A 17,068-nucleotide genomic window follows, 5' to 3' on the forward strand; every position below is an offset into this window, starting at 1 on the left:
GAATCAGGTAAAGGAGGAACAAGAAATGGCGAATAAAAGAGTGGCCGTCATTACGGGTGGGGCCAGCGGGATCGGAAGACATACGGCGATTAAATTTGCGGGTAAAGGCGATCAAGTCGTTGTCGCCGATTTCAACGAAGAAGCGGGAAAAGAAACGGTCGAGTTGATTAAAGCCGCGGGCGGGGAAGCGATCTTCGTCAAGACGGATGTATCCAAGCTTGAAGATGTGGAAGCTTTAGTGGACAAAGCGGTCGAAACCTTTGGCAGAATCGACGTCATGTTCAATAATGCCGGCATTGGACGAGTAACGCCAGTTCTGGACCAAAACTTGAATGATTATCACAGCGTAATTAATGTGAATCAGCACGGAGTGGCCTATGGAATTATTGCAGCCGGGCGCAAAATGAGAGAGTTGGGCATTAAAGGCGTCATTATCAACACAGCGTCCGTGTTTGGATTTTTGGCGTCACCCGGAACTTTTGCCTACCATGCAACCAAAGGGGCCGTTATTATGATGACCAAATCAGCGGCGCTGGAGTTAATTGCCTATGGTATTCGCGTCGTGGCAGTCGCGCCAGGAGCGGTAGATACGCCAATTATTCAAGGATACAAGGATAATGGCCTAGTAGATGCGATGAAAGCCAAGGTTATGGGCAACAAACTGACTCTGCCTGAACAAGTGGCGGATACCGTTTATTTGGTCTCACTGGATGAAGCTAGCGCAATCAATGGCAGCGTTGTGATGGCTGATGAAGGATATGCCTCTTTCAAGTAATGAATACTTATGATCTACAGTTGCATCATCAAAATGACATGCTGACGGGAAACCGCACGGCATGTCATTTTTGCCTATTGAGAAAAACAGGAACAGGATTTATAATGTTTTTAATGACTATTAATAGAATTATTGGTCAATAAAAAAGGGGCGGGATGAATGCCTAAGATCGTCAGTGAACGCGAAAAAGAGATGGTGAGAGCAGCCATGCATGTAAAAGGAATTGAGCTTATTCGCAAAAAAGGTATGAAGCGGGTCACGGTTGAGGAAATCACAATTGCGGCTAATATCGGTAAAGGCTCCTTTTACTCTTACTATAACTCCAAAGAAGAACTGCTCTATACGATCATAAAAAAGTGTGAGAACAATATGTTCGAAAGAGTGGAAGCCATTTTGTCCGAAAAAGCAGAAGTAAAGGAAAAATTAATAAAGGCATTAAAGGAAATCTATCTGGCGGAGGATAGCATTGTTTTTTACGTTTCTCCATCGGATATTGAGTATCTGCTTCGCAAGCTTCCTGCTGCAGCTGCGGACTGGGAAGCAAGGAAATCAAACGACTATTTCAGCAGGACTTTATCGCTTTGCGGCATTGATGAATCTGATTGCGATTTGGAGGTGCTTGCCTATTTAATGAATGCGCTCCATTTTGTTGGGGCGGCCGATACTCCTTCTGGGGAGGAAGGAAAAAAGAAGGCCTTGGATATTCTCGTCCATTCCATTGCCGGTTACATGGCGGGAGGAGTACAACAATGAGAGGATGTGGAAGCGATCATTGCGTTGATGATTGTGGGCGGAATATTTATGTTAATCGCTGGTCTGGCTCTGCTGGTTCAGTTCAAGAAGCAGAAGACTGCGAGCCGTATTCGGATGGCTCTCGGGCATAATGGTATGGATTGCAGAGAATATGTAACCATTGGCGGCATTTCACAATATCTGCATCATCGTGGCACGGACGTTGACCATCCAGTGCTGCTGTTTTTACACGGCGGCCCCGGTTCGCCTATGCTGCCGTTTGCCCAAGAGTTCCAGATTCCGTGGGAGAAGCGCGTGACGGTCGTTCATTGGGATCAAAGAAGCAGCGGTAAAACCTACTTCAATAATTGTCCGAAACAAGTTGGTCCGACAACGACCGTTGAGCAGGCGATTCAGGATACCTATGAAGTCGTGGAATATTTAAAATGTAAATATAACAAACAGAAGATTATCATTATGGGACATTCATGGGGCTCGGTGCTGGGCAGCCTGTTTGTCAAACAATATCCGGAGCTCGTGCAGGCCTATATTGGCGTTGGACAGGTAATAAATATGATTGACAATGAACGTATTGGCTATGAAAAAGCACTGGAATCGGCGAAAGCAGCAGGCAACGAAAAAGATTATCAGGCCCTGCTCCGTTTGGAAACTTACCCGCCGCTCGAATTCAGTAATGACATGCTCAAAAAGCTTGCAAGGGTTCGAAGATATCAAAGCAAATATAATTTAGCGGCTGGAGCTACATTCGATTTAGTGGTAAGCGGGCTCTGTTCACCGTTCTATACACTCAAAGATGTGAGCTCCCTTTTCCGCACTGGAGCTGGCAGTGACGGACAGCGTCATATCATGAAATATTTGATGGAATCGTTCGATCTGCCATCACTCGGCACAGAATATGAAATACCTGTATTTTATATCCAGGGTGAACGAGACTGGCAAACGCCCTATCCATTAGCAAAAGAATTTTTTCCGAAAATAACAGCGCCGCTCAAGCTATTTTATTCTATTCCAGATGCGGGACACATTCCGATGATAGACCAGAAGGAGAAGTTCAATGAGGCGTTATTTGATATTTTGGAACGAATAGAATACTTGGCTTGATTCCAAGCGATAGTCGTGCGGTTTAGACGCCTATAAGGGTAGAATTTCGCAAAAACAACTGCACAAACGCAGTTCATCGGTTCTATTCTTCCTTATCCAAATCGAAAAGCAATTCATTCTGTAATGAGTGGAGGGATTCGTGGTGGAAACGAATAGATGCAGACTAAGTAAACTACAAGAATGTGATTATGACGATGTTAAAAAACTTTATATGAATGAAGAGGTGCGGAAATTCCTCGGAGGAACGATTGCCGATGAAAAAACATTCAAAGCAAAATTTTTCGATGTGTTAGAAAACTCCAATAGGGGCTCATTGGATTGGGTTATTAGAGCGAAAAGCAATGATGAATTTATCGGATTGATAACGTTAGATAGGCATCATGATGGCATGAACACCGAAGTTTCTTACCAGCTGTTGCCCAACTGGTGGGGGGATGGATATGCCACCGAAGTGATTAGTCAAATCATCCGTTACGCATTTCAGGAAATGGGATTACCAAAAGTAATAGCGGAGACTCAAACAGCAAACAAATCTTCCTGTAAGCTTCTAGAGAGAGTAGGGATGAAACTAGAGCAAACGGTACAAAGGTATGGTGCTGAACAAGCGATATATGGTATTGAGCTGTCCGATGTCAGAGTTAGGTGACGAGCTTCCCGCTGGTTCTTTTCAAGCACTGGGGATAACGGGGTGTGTTATGTCTCGTCATCCCGCAATGCAAGACGGTTGCCGTGGATGTATAACCAGACGGGACCTAATCCAGATACATATGATTACCTGCAGGACATCTAAACGTTAGGGAATATTGGCTTATAAGTTGCCCGAGAAGTTAAACCTTAAAGGTGGGGATGTTATGCTGTCAAGAAAAGAAGAACAGAGCCTAAGCAAGTTGATGAGCAAAATACTTCGTCACACCCCTCACGAATTCGGCTTATCCTTAGATCATCACGGATATTGCAGGATTGAAGATTTACTTCATGCTATCCGAAGTGAAAAAAGATGGATCAGTGTGGAACAAGAGGATATTCAATTAGTCGTGAACAATTGCGATAAACAACGTTACGAGATTATGGGCGAACATATTCGCGCTAAATACGGTCATAGCTCTGAGCGTTTGAACTATAAAGCTTTGAAGCCTCCCGAAGTCTTATATCATGGGACGAACAGTAAAGCGGCGGACCGTATATTTGCCGAAGGGATCAAACCTATGGGCAGAAAGTATGTTCATTTATCAGAAAAGCTGGACTTCGCTATCATTGCCGGTAAAAGAAGAGGCGAGTTAGTGATCATTCAGGTTGATACGAGCAAGGCGTTGCTGGATGGAGTCGAATTTTATTTTGCTGAAAACGGGGTGTGGTTAGCCGATTATGTGTCGCCCAAATATTTGGCGTTATATGAGTAGTTTGTTACTGTTATTCAACTATTGATCCCCGTTAGTTCAATTATCAATACCAATTCAGGTTCATTTCGTACTTTTCCAATCGGAATTATTCTCAGTTGATGAAAAAAAGAAGGAGCAGTATCCGCTCCTTCTTTAGCTAAAATAGGTTACCATATAAATGCAAAGGTACGTGACTGACTTATTTGTGATTTACAAATCGGGCTCCTGCTTTGAAAGCTCTTGAAGCCTCCCGCTTATCTGTTCTACCATTGGCGCCGGCGCTTTCTTAGTTGAACCCGTATCGAACGGAGGCTGAAGATCATATTCCAAAATCAACTGGACTCCTTTGCTCATATCTTCCCCCAATTCCCATGCTACTATTTGGAGTGCCATTTCGATACCGGAGGAGACACCGGCTGCTGTTACGATTTTGCCATGGCGAACCACTCTTTCATCTGTTGGAAGGGCTCCAAGAGAATGGAGCAGGTCGAAGGAGCTCCAATGACTGGTAGCCTTGGCTCCATTCAACAAGCCTGCGGCGCTCAAGATCAGAGAGCCGGTACAAACCGAAGTAGTCCATTTCGTGGTCTTATGTAATTGGCGAATCCAATTCAGAGTTTCTTCGTCATTCATCGGAGTTATATAATTAGGCGGACTGCAGCCAGGAACGACAAGAATATCAGCTGAAGTAACTTCAGAAAAGCTGTAATCAGCATGCAAACAACCCATTTTTGAATCCAGTTTAATTAACCCTTTTTTCTTGGCAACAAATTTCACGTTACATTTCATTGTAGCAGCAAATACTTCATATGGACCAATTGTATCTAATGCCGTGATTCCATCATAAAGCATGATTGCGATATCCATAATCATCGCTCCCTTAAGGGGAACATTACTTATTTGTTTTTTGGAGGATATTTTTTGGATAATATTATAATTGCACTAAAACCTATAAGTAATAAGCCACCTATAAGTGTATAGTTAGTAATTGACCAAATATAGCTTGGAACAAGAATTAATAAAGTATCCATATTTCTTCCAGCCTTCTCGGCAAAGTTCAAATAGATGATAATTTTCTCTACTCCGCTTAATGCCATAAGAAAGATACCAAATAAAATAATTGCTAATGGCAACTTCCATCCACTCCTTTTGAATGAAATGAATATAGGATCGAGCATTTGCTCAATCCTATATTATCAAATTAGTTTATATTGCAAACTCTCCATCAGCATGACCCTCTGAACATACTACTGCTGGAGAGCCTGCCCATACATCTTTTTTAGTGCCCATAGTTTGACATCCTGTCACCGGATAACACCCCATATAAGTAATATCCCCTTTAGTAAAATTATATCTAGGGGCAAAAGTTAAATATCCTGTTCTATTTACTTTTACATAAAGAATATAAGTAAGACTTGATGAAGATGACTCTGACCATGAAAAAGAAGTATTTGCTTTAATGTATGATTTATCTCCTGCTGTTAATCCTGCGCTCCAAGTTACAGTAGATGTGATCGTTTCCCCCTTTGAAATCGGGCAAGGCTGAGCGGAACCAGTGCAATTTAAATTTGCACTAGCTCTGCGAGGAGTCATAATTCAGACCATTTTTGCTTTTCGGAGTAACTTGACATGTCCACAACATTTAATGGGGTGATAATTTCTTTGTCATCGTTGTTATTGTAAAGGCTACTTTCAGAGAATATCTGTGCGGCTAAAATGCGGGCTTTCTTCAAATTGTCCATATACTTTTCCAGTGGTACTGGTGTGCCATCAGCCTTAAATGCTTCATAGTATTTTACATTATCTTTTTCATCAACCAGAGGATGCCCTATTCTGGGCATCCTTTCCATTTGTACGCTTGTCCGTCCTTTAGTGGACCACTGTCAATAGATTGGACACATAGAATCGAGAGAATTACGAAGCGGGGCGGTACATACGTTCGTACTTATTGGGTGTAAAATACTCGATGGGAGAATGGATTCGTTTTCCTCTTCCAGATCACGAATCCGCTTCTGAAGATCACGCATGGCCTTGTCCGGTTTTACTTGCCCACTACCGGGAAACGCTTGAGTGCCGTCCTCCAATATTGAGTTTAGCACCACCACCATTCGAGTTCTCAGAACGGTAGTACGCAGTTGATTTTCAAGTTCAGTTAATAGGCCGTCAACGAACCGTCAGCCCTTCGCTAGGCTCAATTGCCATGTCACCCCGAATTTGTCTGCAACCCAGCCAAACTTCTCACTGAATGGATAAGCGCCCAAAGGCATCAATACAGAGCCATCTTGAGACAGCTTCGCAAATACCCGGTCAATCTCTTCTTCCGTATCGCATGTTACATACAATGACATTGCCGGAGTAAATGTGAAGTCATGCTTGATGTTGCTATCGATGCACATGAACACTTGTCCATGCAATGAAAATGCGGCATGCAGCACGCTCCCCTCGGCACCTGCTTCGTTTGCGCCATAACGCTGAATGCTGATGATCTCCGATTGGTCGAATAATGAGATGTAAAAATTCATTGCCTCCTCAGCCTGTCCATCGAACATCAAAAACGTAGTAATTTTTTGATTCCTATTACTCACTTCATACCAGCTCCTTTTATTAGCATGCAGACGGGATTAACGACGAAACATATGTTCTTGTTCGAATTATCTGTGAACGGAAACGGATTGTCAACGGTTATTATTTTATCTTTGCACACAAAAATATTCCATTTGATGCAAAGGGTTTTGCGATTGGGGCGCCTCAATTGGGGGAAGGCCTATTATATGTCGGCACTACTATTGTGTTATCAATGGGGCTTACATATACTTTTGTTAGCACACCTCATATTGCCGTTCCGAAGGAGGGAGATACGGCATGGAACGTTTCGAAGATGAACCGGGATACAAATACGCATTCGGCGCCGTTCTTTACCGCGGAGAACAGGTTGCCGTGAAGTGCGCAAGGTGCGGCGGGCTGGCCTATATTTTTCAGGGGGAGCATGGGAATGAGGTAAAGTGCACTGCTTGCTTTTACCACGAGAAGGAGCCTGAATCATACCGGTATTCGGCCAGCGGAGTGTGCGAAGCCTGCGAGAGATGGTTTAACGAGGACATGACGGACAAGAAGCAGCTTACGCAGAAGGTCATCCATATCCATTGTCCCCATTGCTCTGCCATGAATCAGGTTCCGCTGCGCAAAACTCGAAGAAATAGGGGCTATTATTACGAAATTCGCCGTGAACGCGACCCTGTATTTAAGCTGGAGCTATACTACCTTGATTACTTCCGCGGCAAACCGGTATGGGCTGTGAACCGGGCCCATCTGAATTATCTCATCGCCTACATATCGGCGGATCTGCGCGAGAAGCCGGGCAACGGCATGAAGCGGACGGCTTCGCATACGCTGCCGAAATATATGAAAGAAGCGAAAAACAGAGGAGCGATGATCAAGACGCTGCGCAGACTGCAGCATAAGAATGAATGACTGCAAAAGGAGGAATATGATGAAAAATGGCTTTAGAGCAGGGTTCATTATATTTATCATAAGCGTGCTGCTCATTCCTGCCTATTTTATTAGCCGGACGTTCGGCGTATTTCAAGATGAGGTCGTGTTAACCAAATACGCGCTCGCTTTTGAGGCAGACGGCCAAAAATATGCGGTCTGGCCTCTCATTAACAGCTTTGCCGCCATGGACAAGCGGGGGGATGACCGGCAGCATCTATGGATAAAGCGTATGTGAAAGAGATAATAGCCGCAGGCATGACCCGTTCAAGCGCGGGGGGCGGCCGCGGTGACGTAATTGATCGTTACCTGAACATTACGAAGCTATTCAAGGATAAGTTAGGCATCAGCGTGAAGCTGGATGTGGACCAGCAAGCCAAAATCGTTGCGATTTCCATGGAAAGATGAAAGGGAGTGCACATATGACGGATCATAATCAACTTAGACAGGGACCTGCTTACCTAGAAGGGGTAGCCCTGCTGGAGAAGCCGGAAGCATGGGCGGAACAGGAATGGACGGGCAAGCTGCAGACCGGGGAAGGCCATGCGCGATTTTATTTGTTTTATTACGGGGAATTGATGGACGATCTGATTGCGGCGACCGAATTCGCGCCTCAACTGATTGTTGCGGAGGATGCCGTCACCGGCAAGCGGTACGTGCTGTTCGACGGCTGCAAGCACGGGTACGATGCCATGCTGTGCGACACTTATTAGACGAGCAGCGGAACAAGCGGGCGCCGTTGCTGCCGTATGTCGATGCCGACGGTGAAGATACGTTCGAGATTCGCATAACCGTGTATTACAATGTCGATTGGGATGAGGAATTCTCTGCCGATGTTGACGAGCATGGGAAGATTGAACTGATAAACGGGGAACGCTGCGACTTTACGGAGGCAAAGCGAAACGGATTTGATGCGCTGAGCATTGCCGTTGTGAACACACGTGGACTGGAAACGGAAATTGCCCAGGAAGAGCTGGCTTGACGGAGATGCGGCGGAACACGAACAATTGGACGAGAAATGAGATTGACACAGCCGTCAAAGCACTCGGCAGCTTGCGGGAGGGACAGAGTGAGAGCATGATTTACGCGATTGATCCGTACATAGGAGCGAATGGGTACCGGTTTGGCATGACGCAGGCGAAAGTAAAGAAGGCGGGCGGTGTGCCGTCACAAACAAGCGAGGACCTGATCATGAAGCAAGTGGCGATACATGTGGTAGTCCATGGGAAATCCTGTGGCAAAATCTGGGTTGATGATCGCGCTAACGATGGCGGCATTTACCCGGACGAATACTTCGGGAATACGAATCGTCTGCATTTTCTGGACTGGTATGAATTATGGCTCGACTTGACGTTGGAGGAACTAGCCGAGTCCTCACCGGCGGGATGGGGACCCTGGCTTTGATAATCCGGATCGGGCACAATTAACTCCGGATTGGGTATGGGAATGCCCGATCAATCCCATTAAACCTATCAACTGGTGATAATAATTCTCACTGGTTGATTTTTTTTATTTTATGGGAAAGAGGTCATCTTCGATGAAACACACTTCATTGCGCTCCATGCTCTTCATATTGCTTGTCGCTATGTTCACCCTGAATGGATGCGGCAGCGCTCAATCAAGCTCTAACCAGAGCGCATCTTCCGGTTCGGGGCAAGGAGCGGAAACACTGGCGGACAAAGGCTCTTCATCCGGCAGCACCGCTCCGGATAGCGAATATCCGAAAACGGTAGTCCATGCCAAGGGGAGGACCGTCATCCCGAAGAAGCCGGTCAAAATGGTCACAACTTCGTTTGTTGGCGCCGATCATATGTTTGAGTTGGGGCTTGCGCCATATGCAACCGGAGCCTTGGAGCATATGAAAGGCCAAAAAGACATTTCTTGCTTTGGCGGATGCGATCGGAGAAACAGATGCTGCCCAAAAATATGTGGAGCACTTTGAACATCGTTTGGCAGAGGTGCGTTCGTTGCTGAAGGAGAAGGGATATGCCGGGAAAACGGCAACATTCGTTTCAACCACGCAGAAAGGATATTTTGTATACAGCGATAAGTCGGTAAGCACGTATTACGACGATTTGGGCTTCACGACAAACACGCAAGTGAATCTCGATCAGGAGGTGAGTCTGGAGGGATTGAGCAAGATTGACGCTGATGATTTTCGAACTCGGCCACGCCCGTTTTGTATCCGCTTGCATAAACCTCCATGAGGATAATATGTATAAATATACTAATAAACATGATTCCGATCCATTTTAAGGAGGGTTATGATGAGTGCGACAGGGACGAACCCGGCCATAGATCCGGTGTCAAAGAAGAAAAGAAGCGGATGGCGCGTCGTGTGGATAACGGCGCTTATTCTCGCGCTATTGCTCGGCAGCGTAAGCGGTATCGCCTATTGGATTGCGCGGAGCAGTCTTCCGGTCATTGAAGGAAAGCTGGAGTTGGAGGGGCTGCAGCAGCCGGTGTCGGTCTGGCGTGATGGGAACGGCGTGCCGCACATTGAGGCCCGGAGCGAGCGAGATTTGTTTGTGGCGCAAGGGTATGTGACAGCCCAAGACCGGCTGTTTCAAATGGATATGACGAGACGCTTAGGTTCGGGACAGCTTAGTGAGATCATGGGGGAAAAAACCTTGGAGCGCGACAAGCTTTTCCGGGCATTCGGTCTGCGGCGTGCGGCGGAAGCTTCGCTGGCGATTTATTCCGCCGAAGCAAAGAATGTGCTGGAATGGTATGCCCAAGGCGTCAACCAGTACATTCATCAAGCGCAATCTTCGGGAGCGCTTCCAGTCGAGTTTCGCCTGCTGGGCTACAATCCGTCCGAATGGGAGCCGGTTGATTCGCTGGTGATTGGCAAATATATGGCCTATGATCTGGGAGGACATTGGACAGGGCAGGCATTCCGTTATCAGCTTGCACAGCGGGTGTCGCCGGAGATGGCGTTGGAGTTGTTCCCCTCGTACCCCGATGGGGGAGCGCTCATCATTGAGGCGTTGAAGGATCATCCTATTGACCTGAAAGCGATGCTTGCGGCAGCCGTAATCCCCGATCCGCTCAACGGCAGCAATAACTGGGTCGTTTCCGGGGAGAAATCAGCCTCCGGAAAGCCCATGCTCGCAAACGATCCGCATCTGAAACTGGGCACGCCGTCCATTTGGTATGAAACGCATCTTCAAGCGGCGGATCTCAATGTAAGCGGCGTTGTTTTCGCAGGCATTCCAGGCATTATTCTGGGGCATAATCAGCATTTGGCATGGGGCGTCACGAATTTGAACCCGGATGTGCAGGATCTGTACATCGAGAAGCGCAACCCGGACAATCCGAATGAGTTTGAATATATGGGCAAGTGGGAGCAGGCGAAGCTCTATCATGAAGAAATAAAGGTGAAGGGCAAGCCAGCGGTTTCTTATCAGGTAACCGTTACAAGGCATGGTCCGATCATTTCCGAATTTGCTCAGGACAACCAGCAAGATCTGGCGCTTGCGCTGCGATGGACCGCATTGGAGCCTACCAAGGAGCTCGAAGCGTTTCAGCGGTTTGGCAAAACACGCAATTGGGAGGCGTTTAAAGAAGCGCTCACTTATTTTGAGGCCCCTGCGCAAAACTTTGTCTTTGCCTCCAATGACGGGACCATAGCTTACCGGGCCAACGGCAAAATCCCTATCCGCAAGAATGGGGACAGCCAAGTCCCCGTTCCGGGGTGGACTGACGAATATGAGTGGACCGGATACATTCCGTGGGACGAACTGCCGACCACCGTTAATCCGCCCACAGGATATATTGCAACCGCCAATAACAAGGTCATCGATGACAGCTACCCTTATTACATTACGAACACCTGGACGGAGCCGTACCGGGAAGCCCGTATTCGGCAAGTGCTGGAAAGCAAGGACCTCTTGCAGGTGGAAGATCTGCAGAAGCTCCAATTCGACCGCCACAATCTGCTGGCGGAGGAATTCTTGGAGGGGCTGTTGGCGGCGCTTCGTGACAATGATTCCCTCCGTTCGGTCGACCAAGCGGCCGCAGAGCTGCTTCAGGCTTGGAACAAGGATGATGATGCGGAGCAGGGAGCGCCGCTCGTTTTTGCTTTTTGGATGAGACAGCTGGAAGAAGTCATATTTAAGCCTGAAGTGACCGATGATTTGATGAAATTATTTGAAAACAGGGAGAGTGTACGGAACGATCTGCTTCGCAAAGCGTTTGCCGGAAAACCGACGCCGTGGATTGACGGAAAAGGCGGGATCGAAAAAATAGCGCTGCGCTCTTTCCAGCTTGCCGTGGATCAAGCGGTTTCCCTGCAAGGGAACGCCCCGGCCAAGTGGCAGTGGGGCCGCTTCCACCAAGTTGCATTCGCCCATCCGCTCGGCGCCGTTAAGCCGCTTGACTTGTTGTTCAATGCCAAGGCTGTCGGCATGGGCGGCAGCAAGGTTACGGTCGGCATGGCGGGCTGGGATGCGAACACGGGGGAAGTGAATCTGGGAGGCGCTTGGCGCACCGTGATCGATCTCGCCGATCCGCTTAAGTCGTTCAATGTCGTGGCGCCCGGACAATCGGGGCAGCTATTGAGCCCTTGGTATAACGACCAAGTCGGCGCTTGGACAACAGGCAAATATCACGAGACCAGCATGGACCCGGCCGCTTACCGGGCCGCGGGGCATCACTTGGAACTGGTTCCGGCTGCGGGCAGCCATTGAATATGCAAGATGAGCATCGCCTTCTTCCGTAGTACGGTTGAAATGATTAGAGAGACCCAGTACAATGACATCAAGTGATAATCATTCTCGCTGCATCAGGAAGAAGGTGAGAGTTTGGCTAGAGATGTATTAATTACGGATATCCACGATTATTTTGAGCGGTTCACCGAATTGGTCAATGGGCAAGTCCATCACCATCATGGCGCTTGGGAACAACAGCTCGCCATTCCTGAGCATATCGGCAAGGGGAGCGTTGGCCGGGTGCGGATTCGTCCGGGTATGGAAATTATCATTTCGGATATTACGTTCGAGCAAGATATGAAGCTTCGCATTCAGGAAGCCTGCCGGCTATTCGAACTGAGCTATTGCGTAAGCGGAGAAATTTATTGTGAATGGGACGGCAAGGAAAGCCATACGGATAAACGGACAGGCAACGTGCTTTTTTTGGAAGATGTTCAGGTGTATGAGGAGAAGAAGGCAGGTCTGCGAACTCAATTGCTGGAAATCCGCTTATCTCCGGGCGAGTTGTTCCGTTATGCCGCAGATGCAGCGGAAAAGCATAAAATGGAAACGTGGCTGCAGCGCCATAAAGGGAGCATCGACCGTTATCCGGATTCCCCGGCCATCCAAAGATGCGTCTCCGAACTGATGCATTGCACTTATAAGGGGCCGATGAAGCGATTATATATGGAGAGCAAAGCAATGGAATTTATCGCGTTGTTTGGCGAAATAGAAGGCCTCGATGTTGTGGGCGGCAATTGCTTTTTGCGCCGTGATGATATTGAACAGCTGAACATGGCCAGACAATTGGTCCTGAACCATTTTGAGAAGCCGTTGTCCATCCGGGAGTTGTCCAGGCTGGCCGGGCTTAATGAATTCAAGCTGAAGAAAGGATTCCGCGAGCTGTTCGGAATGACGATTTTCGAGCTGGTGCGCAAAAAAAGGATGGAACAAGCGTTGTGGCATATGGAAGCGGAGCGGATGAACGTGGGGGAAACCGCCGTTGCTGTCGGCTACAGCAACGTGAGCAATTTTACGGCAACCTTTCGAAAGCATTACGGCTGCAACCCCAGTGAATATGTCAAACGGATTGGCCAGCTGGATATGAAGCGAAATATGGCGCAAGACGATAGTCAATGATGCGGAAACCCTTCAAACATGTCAAATGTTTGAAGGGTTTTTTATTGCTCTCCTTCCATAGGGAAAAAAACTTCCTCTGCAGGTAGCACGAAATTCTGATGTGAATGATAATCATTATTATTCAGATCCGCAGCCTGACTTCGAATCGGGCTAGTCGGAATTAACCCGATGTGAGGAGCTTATTCATGAATTGCGCAGCAGCCCGAATTTTTAATTTTAGATGAGCCAACCAATCACTTGGATATTAAATATCAGCTGCAAATTTTGTCCATTGTCAAAGCTTTAAAAGTGGGCACTTTGGCTGCGCTGCACGATCTATCCCTTGCCGCCATGTATTGCGATATTTTATATGTCGTCAAAGACGGAACGGTAGTGGCAAGCGGAATTCCCGATGAAGTGTTGACGAAAGAGCTTGTCAAGCGAGTCTATGAGATTGATTGCGAGATATATGCAAATCCTGTAACCGGCGGAATGGCAATCGCCTATATCCCGACGGAATATAGCAGAGCGGCAGCCAGCCTGTAATTGAGCGTTTCACAAATGTACTATGCAAGGAGGAAATGCAATGTCCAATCATCTATCCGCTGCACTATCAACCGGCGGGAAGGCGGAACAACAGGTAGATCCGCGCCGTTGGTATGCGCTTGCGGTTATTCTGCTCCCGACATTACTTATTTCATTGAACACCTATATGATTCAGGTTGCACTTCCGTCTATGCAGAACAGCTTGCACGCCAGCTTCTCCGAAGCGCAGCTTATTGTCACCGGCTTTTCACTCGGTCTGGCTGTGGCGCTGATTGTGAGCGGGAAGCTTGGGGATATGTACGGAAGAAAACGGATGCTGCTTATCGGGGTGAGCGGGTTTACGGTCATGGCAGCGCTCGGCGGCTTGACCTCGGATCCGGCGCTCCTCATTGCCATTCGCATCGTGCAAGGTCTGGCCGCGGCGCTTATCCAACCTCAGGTGCTGTCCACGATGCAGGTCACCTTTCCGCCGCGGGAGAAGGCGTTCGCTTTCGGCATTTACGGCGCGATGATCGGGTTTGGATTCGCTTTTGGCCTCATCCTCGGGGGAATTCTCGTCAATTGGAATCTGTTCGATCTCGGTTGGCGGACGATCTTCTTTTTCAATGTGCCGTTCGGCATTCTTGTGCTGCTGTTATTGCCGATTATACCCGAGTCGCGCGGGACGCGGGCGCAAAGTATCGATTGGGCGGGGACAGTCTTACTGATGAGCGGATTGTTTCTGCTTGTTTATCCGCTATCGGAGGGGCAAAAGCAGGGCTGGCCGATTTGGACCTGGCTCTGTCTAATATCGGCCCTCCCGGTTCTGCTAGCTTTTATCGCGGTAGAAATTCGAAAACGGAAGCGGGATGCTTTCCCGCTGGTCGACCTGTCTATTTTCACACATCGTTCTTTTAGCGTAGGCATGGCGACAGTTATTGTGATCTATCTCAGCATGTTCTCCTTCTTCTTTATTTTGAGTTATTATTTGCAATTCGGTTTGCATTATAAGGTTCAATATACAAGTCTCATCTTCCTCCCTCTGGGTGCAGGTTTCTTCCTGACTTCCTTGGTATCGTCTCGTATCGTCGGGAGATGGGGGATGGTTGTGCTGAAAATAGGCGCTCTTGCGGTGGGGGGCTGCAGTATATTACTGATTGGGTCGCTCTATATCGATGCGACGGATCTGCTGCATGTCCGAAATATATTGATATTGCTGCTATATGGTGTCGGTCTGGGCATGGTCACTACGCCGCTTGTCAACGTCGTTCTCAGTACAGTGCCTATGAAGGATGCCGGGACGGGTTCGGGCTTGTTCACTACCTTTATGTATTTGGCAAATTCGTTAGGGGTAGCGATCATCGGTATTTTGTTCTCCGCCTCGCTGGGGCAATCTCTTATCGAAGCGGAGCTGTCGGATTATGCAAGGGCCTTTTCCGTTTCTTTGGCGGCAAGCGGGGGAATGGCTTTCGCAGCATTCGTGTGTCTTTGTTTCTTGCCCGACCGCAACAGGCGAAGGGGTGAAGAATGAGGTCCCGGACGAATATAAAGCGCTGGTTCAAGTTCTAGATGAACAGAGCGGGACCGCAAGCAACGCAGAGTGAAAGCAGCAAAAGCTAATAGCCTTTGCCGGCAGGTGTTCACCCAAATTGAACGGGCAGGGCAGTGAATCCCCGCATGATGAAAGTGGGCTGCCATTTCAGCCGATCGGGCGCGACCGCCAGCTTCATGTTAGACAATCGTCTGAGCAGCGTGTCAATGGCAATCCGCCCTTCCATGCGGGCGAGGGGCGCTCCCAAGCAATGATGGATTCCCGTTCCGAACGCAATATGGTGGTTGTTGCCGCGAGTGATGTCCAAACGCTCCGGGTGCAAGAAATATTCGGGATCGCGATTGGCTGACGCAAGCGCGATCAGCACGACATCGCCTTTGGCAATTGTCTTGCCGCCCCATTCAAAGTCTTCTCCAACCCAGCGGTTGGTCGCGAATTCGACAGGGCCCATGAAGCGGAGCAATTCTTCGATTGCCGAATGAATCAAGGCAGGGTTGCCTCGAAGCGCTTCCAGCTGGTCCCGGTGCTGCAATAGCGCGAACGTGCCATTGCCAATCAAGTTTACGGTCGTTTCATGCCCGGCTACGATTAACAGAAATATCATCGATACAAGTTCGTGTTCAGAAAGCTTGCTGCCTTCGGATTCCGCTTGCGTGAGCAAAGATAACAAATCTTCCTGCGGATCCAAGCGGCATCTCTGGATTAATACCTTGATATAAGAAGTGAATTCATCTATTTCAGATGTAATTTGTTTATATTTCTCCGGATAATTGAAGGCTGAGACCATGGCGTGGGACCATGTGCGGAACTGATCCCGTTCTTCGTTAGGCAGTCCCAGCATGTCGCATATAACGATGAGAGGGAGAGGATACGCGTAATCTCGTATTAGCTCCATGGACCCTTGAGTTTCTACCTGGTCAATGAGCCAATCTGAGATTTCTTGAACGCGTCCGCGCATGTTTTCAATCATTCGGGGAGTGAATGCCTTTTGCACCAAGGAGCGCAAGCGGGTATGATCCGGCGGGTCGGAGTTGAGCATGTGACGGAACAGCAGGTCCATTCTGCTCGCAGGCACGCCCGTTTCTTCAGGACCTACGAACTGAAACAGATTTTTTTTCAAACGCTCGTTTTTGAGAGCGGATGCGGCGTCTTCGTAGCGCGACACGATCCAGGCCGTGTTGCCGTTCGGCATGACCGTTTTGTGTACCGGATCTTGCATCCGAAGCTGTTCATACAAAGAATAGGCCTTATCTTTAAAATCGGATGAAAAAGGGTTGACAGGCAAAAACGTTGAATTTTTCGTCATCTGTGTGTGCCTCCTATTAAGCATGATAACAGAGCGTGTCATTTTAGACCTTATATGTAATGATTATTATAGTATGAGAAAACATAGAACCTTCTGTTCCACATCATGAGGAGGGGATAATTGATAACTCCTCTCGACAAACAAGCTGATCGATGCTGTGCTCAGGACATTCATTTCAGCCGAAGGAAAATCTGCTGCGGGCGGTGGGAATAAACGAAAAAAACATTAAATTTTGTAATCCGCATACGTTATTTGTATATAGGAAGAAGAGCTGTTTCCTTTACAAAGGAAAAGGGCATCCACGAAACATGATAACTCCCTGTCTTCTTTGTAAAGAACAAGGCAGCTTTTAAAAAGGAGGGATCGATAGGAGAGAGG

Annotated in this window: 18 protein-coding genes and 3 pseudogenes; 15 read left to right on the forward strand and 6 right to left on the reverse strand. The window is 47.8% G+C overall.

What is annotated here, in order from left to right; all coding sequences use genetic code 11:
• Nucleotides 1-25: 25 nt before the first annotated feature.
• The 5 genes from JSQ80_RS22610 to JSQ80_RS22630 all read left to right on the forward strand — a co-directional run bounded on the left by JSQ80_RS22610 (nucleotide 26) and on the right by JSQ80_RS22630 (nucleotide 4,029).
• Nucleotides 26-775 carry an SDR family NAD(P)-dependent oxidoreductase gene (locus JSQ80_RS22610; RefSeq protein ID WP_087432168.1) on the forward strand — a complete coding sequence of 250 codons (750 nt, stop codon included), beginning with the start codon at nucleotides 26-28 and terminating at the stop codon, nucleotides 773-775.
• Nucleotides 776-934: 159 nt separating this feature from the next.
• Nucleotides 935-1,528 (forward strand): TetR/AcrR family transcriptional regulator, encoded by a 594-nt coding sequence (locus tag JSQ80_RS22615; protein ID WP_206096775.1) that lies wholly within the window; start codon nucleotides 935-937, stop codon nucleotides 1,526-1,528.
• Nucleotides 1,529-1,534: 6 nt separating this feature from the next.
• Nucleotides 1,535-2,629 (forward strand): alpha/beta fold hydrolase, encoded by a 1,095-nt coding sequence (locus JSQ80_RS22620; protein WP_336245801.1) that lies wholly within the window; start codon nucleotides 1,535-1,537, stop codon nucleotides 2,627-2,629.
• Between the two features lie 142 nt (nucleotides 2,630-2,771).
• A complete protein-coding gene (locus JSQ80_RS22625) occupies nucleotides 2,772-3,275 on the forward strand; it encodes a GNAT family N-acetyltransferase (RefSeq protein WP_336245802.1) in 504 nt (167 codons plus the stop codon).
• A 205-nt stretch (nucleotides 3,276-3,480) separates the two neighbouring features.
• The gene (locus JSQ80_RS22630; protein ID WP_206096777.1) at nucleotides 3,481-4,029 is read left to right on the forward strand and encodes an RNA 2'-phosphotransferase; all 549 of its coding nucleotides are present in this window, start codon (nucleotides 3,481-3,483) and stop codon (nucleotides 4,027-4,029) included.
• Between the two features lie 189 nt (nucleotides 4,030-4,218).
• On the opposite strand, the gene JSQ80_RS22635 is transcribed toward JSQ80_RS22630, so the two are convergent.
• From JSQ80_RS22635 to JSQ80_RS22655, 5 genes are all read right to left on the reverse strand, one after another.
• Nucleotides 4,219-4,875 (reverse strand): DJ-1/PfpI family protein, encoded by a 657-nt coding sequence (locus JSQ80_RS22635; RefSeq protein ID WP_206096778.1) that lies wholly within the window; start codon nucleotides 4,873-4,875, stop codon nucleotides 4,219-4,221.
• Between the two features lie 29 nt (nucleotides 4,876-4,904).
• Entirely contained in the window at nucleotides 4,905-5,141 is a 237-nt protein-coding gene (locus JSQ80_RS22640; RefSeq protein ID WP_206096779.1) for a hypothetical protein, read from the reverse strand.
• Between the two features lie 73 nt (nucleotides 5,142-5,214).
• On the reverse strand, nucleotides 5,215-5,601 hold the full coding sequence (locus JSQ80_RS22645) for a DUF6060 domain-containing protein (protein WP_206096780.1): 387 nt from the start codon (nucleotides 5,599-5,601) through the stop codon (nucleotides 5,215-5,217).
• Entirely contained in the window at nucleotides 5,598-5,858 is a 261-nt protein-coding gene (locus JSQ80_RS22650; RefSeq protein ID WP_206096781.1) for a hypothetical protein, read from the reverse strand. Before JSQ80_RS22650 ends, JSQ80_RS22645 begins: the two co-directional genes overlap by 4 nt.
• Nucleotides 5,859-6,182: 324 nt before the next feature.
• The gene (locus tag JSQ80_RS22655; protein WP_206096782.1) at nucleotides 6,183-6,593 is read right to left on the reverse strand and encodes a VOC family protein; all 411 of its coding nucleotides are present in this window, start codon (nucleotides 6,591-6,593) and stop codon (nucleotides 6,183-6,185) included.
• Nucleotides 6,594-6,870: 277 nt separating this feature from the next.
• On the opposite strand from JSQ80_RS22655, the gene JSQ80_RS22660 reads away from it, so the two are divergent.
• The 10 genes and pseudogenes from JSQ80_RS22660 to JSQ80_RS22705 all read left to right on the forward strand — a co-directional run bounded on the left by JSQ80_RS22660 (nucleotide 6,871) and on the right by JSQ80_RS22705 (nucleotide 15,363).
• Nucleotides 6,871-7,479, forward strand: a complete 609-nt coding sequence (locus JSQ80_RS22660) for a hypothetical protein (RefSeq protein WP_087432175.1) — start codon at nucleotides 6,871-6,873, stop codon at nucleotides 7,477-7,479.
• 16 nt (nucleotides 7,480-7,495) lie between these two features.
• Nucleotides 7,496-7,735 (forward strand): hypothetical protein, encoded by a 240-nt coding sequence (locus JSQ80_RS29810; protein WP_336245803.1) that lies wholly within the window; start codon nucleotides 7,496-7,498, stop codon nucleotides 7,733-7,735.
• On the forward strand, nucleotides 7,732-7,905 hold the full coding sequence (locus JSQ80_RS29815) for a hypothetical protein (RefSeq protein ID WP_336245804.1): 174 nt from the start codon (nucleotides 7,732-7,734) through the stop codon (nucleotides 7,903-7,905). Before JSQ80_RS29810 ends, JSQ80_RS29815 begins: the two co-directional genes overlap by 4 nt.
• A 14-nt stretch (nucleotides 7,906-7,919) precedes the next feature.
• Nucleotides 7,920-8,479, forward strand: a pseudogene (locus tag JSQ80_RS22670) (hypothetical protein).
• Between the two features lie 218 nt (nucleotides 8,480-8,697).
• Nucleotides 8,698-8,901, forward strand: a pseudogene (locus tag JSQ80_RS29235) (SMI1/KNR4 family protein); the annotation flags it as partial.
• Between the two features lie 133 nt (nucleotides 8,902-9,034).
• Nucleotides 9,035-9,439 (forward strand): hypothetical protein, encoded by a 405-nt coding sequence (locus JSQ80_RS22680; protein ID WP_206096784.1) that lies wholly within the window; start codon nucleotides 9,035-9,037, stop codon nucleotides 9,437-9,439.
• Nucleotides 9,440-9,761: 322 nt separating this feature from the next.
• Nucleotides 9,762-12,188: a penicillin acylase family protein gene (locus JSQ80_RS22690; RefSeq protein ID WP_240463767.1), complete on the forward strand. Its 2,427-nt coding sequence runs from the start codon at nucleotides 9,762-9,764 to the stop codon at nucleotides 12,186-12,188.
• A 114-nt stretch (nucleotides 12,189-12,302) separates the two neighbouring features.
• Nucleotides 12,303-13,328, forward strand: a complete 1,026-nt coding sequence (locus JSQ80_RS22695; protein WP_206096786.1) for a helix-turn-helix transcriptional regulator — start codon at nucleotides 12,303-12,305, stop codon at nucleotides 13,326-13,328.
• 189 nt (nucleotides 13,329-13,517) lie between these two features.
• Nucleotides 13,518-13,853 (forward strand): annotated as a pseudogene (locus JSQ80_RS22700) (ATP-binding cassette domain-containing protein); the annotation flags it as partial.
• A 40-nt stretch (nucleotides 13,854-13,893) separates the two neighbouring features.
• Nucleotides 13,894-15,363, forward strand: coding sequence for an MFS transporter (locus tag JSQ80_RS22705; protein ID WP_206096788.1), 1,470 nt, complete (start codon nucleotides 13,894-13,896; stop codon nucleotides 15,361-15,363).
• A 109-nt stretch (nucleotides 15,364-15,472) separates the two neighbouring features.
• Here JSQ80_RS22705 and JSQ80_RS22710 read toward each other — a convergent pair whose 3' ends face one another.
• The gene (locus tag JSQ80_RS22710; RefSeq protein ID WP_206096789.1) at nucleotides 15,473-16,690 is read right to left on the reverse strand and encodes a cytochrome P450 family protein; all 1,218 of its coding nucleotides are present in this window, start codon (nucleotides 16,688-16,690) and stop codon (nucleotides 15,473-15,475) included.
• Between the last annotated feature and the right edge of the window lie 378 nt (nucleotides 16,691-17,068).

This window comes from Paenibacillus apiarius (assembly GCF_017052585.1).
Taxonomy (GTDB): Bacteria; Bacillota; Bacilli; order Paenibacillales; family Paenibacillaceae; genus Paenibacillus_B; species Paenibacillus_B apiarius.

Coding starts and splice junctions, on each gene's coding strand:
- JSQ80_RS22610 (WP_087432168.1), top strand. CDS start 26: ATGGCGAATAAAAGAGTGGCCGTCATTACGGGTGGGGCCAGCGGGATC.
- JSQ80_RS22615 (WP_206096775.1), top strand. CDS start 935: ATGCCTAAGATCGTCAGTGAACGCGAAAAAGAGATGGTGAGAGCAGCC.
- JSQ80_RS22630 (WP_206096777.1), top strand. CDS start 3,481: ATGCTGTCAAGAAAAGAAGAACAGAGCCTAAGCAAGTTGATGAGCAAA.
- JSQ80_RS22635 (WP_206096778.1), bottom strand. CDS start 4,875: ATGGATATCGCAATCATGCTTTATGATGGAATCACGGCATTAGATACA.
- JSQ80_RS22645 (WP_206096780.1), bottom strand. CDS start 5,601: ATGACTCCTCGCAGAGCTAGTGCAAATTTAAATTGCACTGGTTCCGCT.
- JSQ80_RS22650 (WP_206096781.1), bottom strand. CDS start 5,858: ATGGAAAGGATGCCCAGAATAGGGCATCCTCTGGTTGATGAAAAAGAT.
- JSQ80_RS22660 (WP_087432175.1), top strand. CDS start 6,871: ATGGAACGTTTCGAAGATGAACCGGGATACAAATACGCATTCGGCGCC.
- JSQ80_RS29810 (WP_336245803.1), top strand. CDS start 7,496: ATGATGAAAAATGGCTTTAGAGCAGGGTTCATTATATTTATCATAAGC.
- JSQ80_RS22680 (WP_206096784.1), top strand. CDS start 9,035: ATGAAACACACTTCATTGCGCTCCATGCTCTTCATATTGCTTGTCGCT.
- JSQ80_RS22690 (WP_240463767.1), top strand. CDS start 9,762: ATGATGAGTGCGACAGGGACGAACCCGGCCATAGATCCGGTGTCAAAG.
- JSQ80_RS22705 (WP_206096788.1), top strand. CDS start 13,894: ATGTCCAATCATCTATCCGCTGCACTATCAACCGGCGGGAAGGCGGAA.
- JSQ80_RS22710 (WP_206096789.1), bottom strand. CDS start 16,690: ATGACGAAAAATTCAACGTTTTTGCCTGTCAACCCTTTTTCATCCGAT.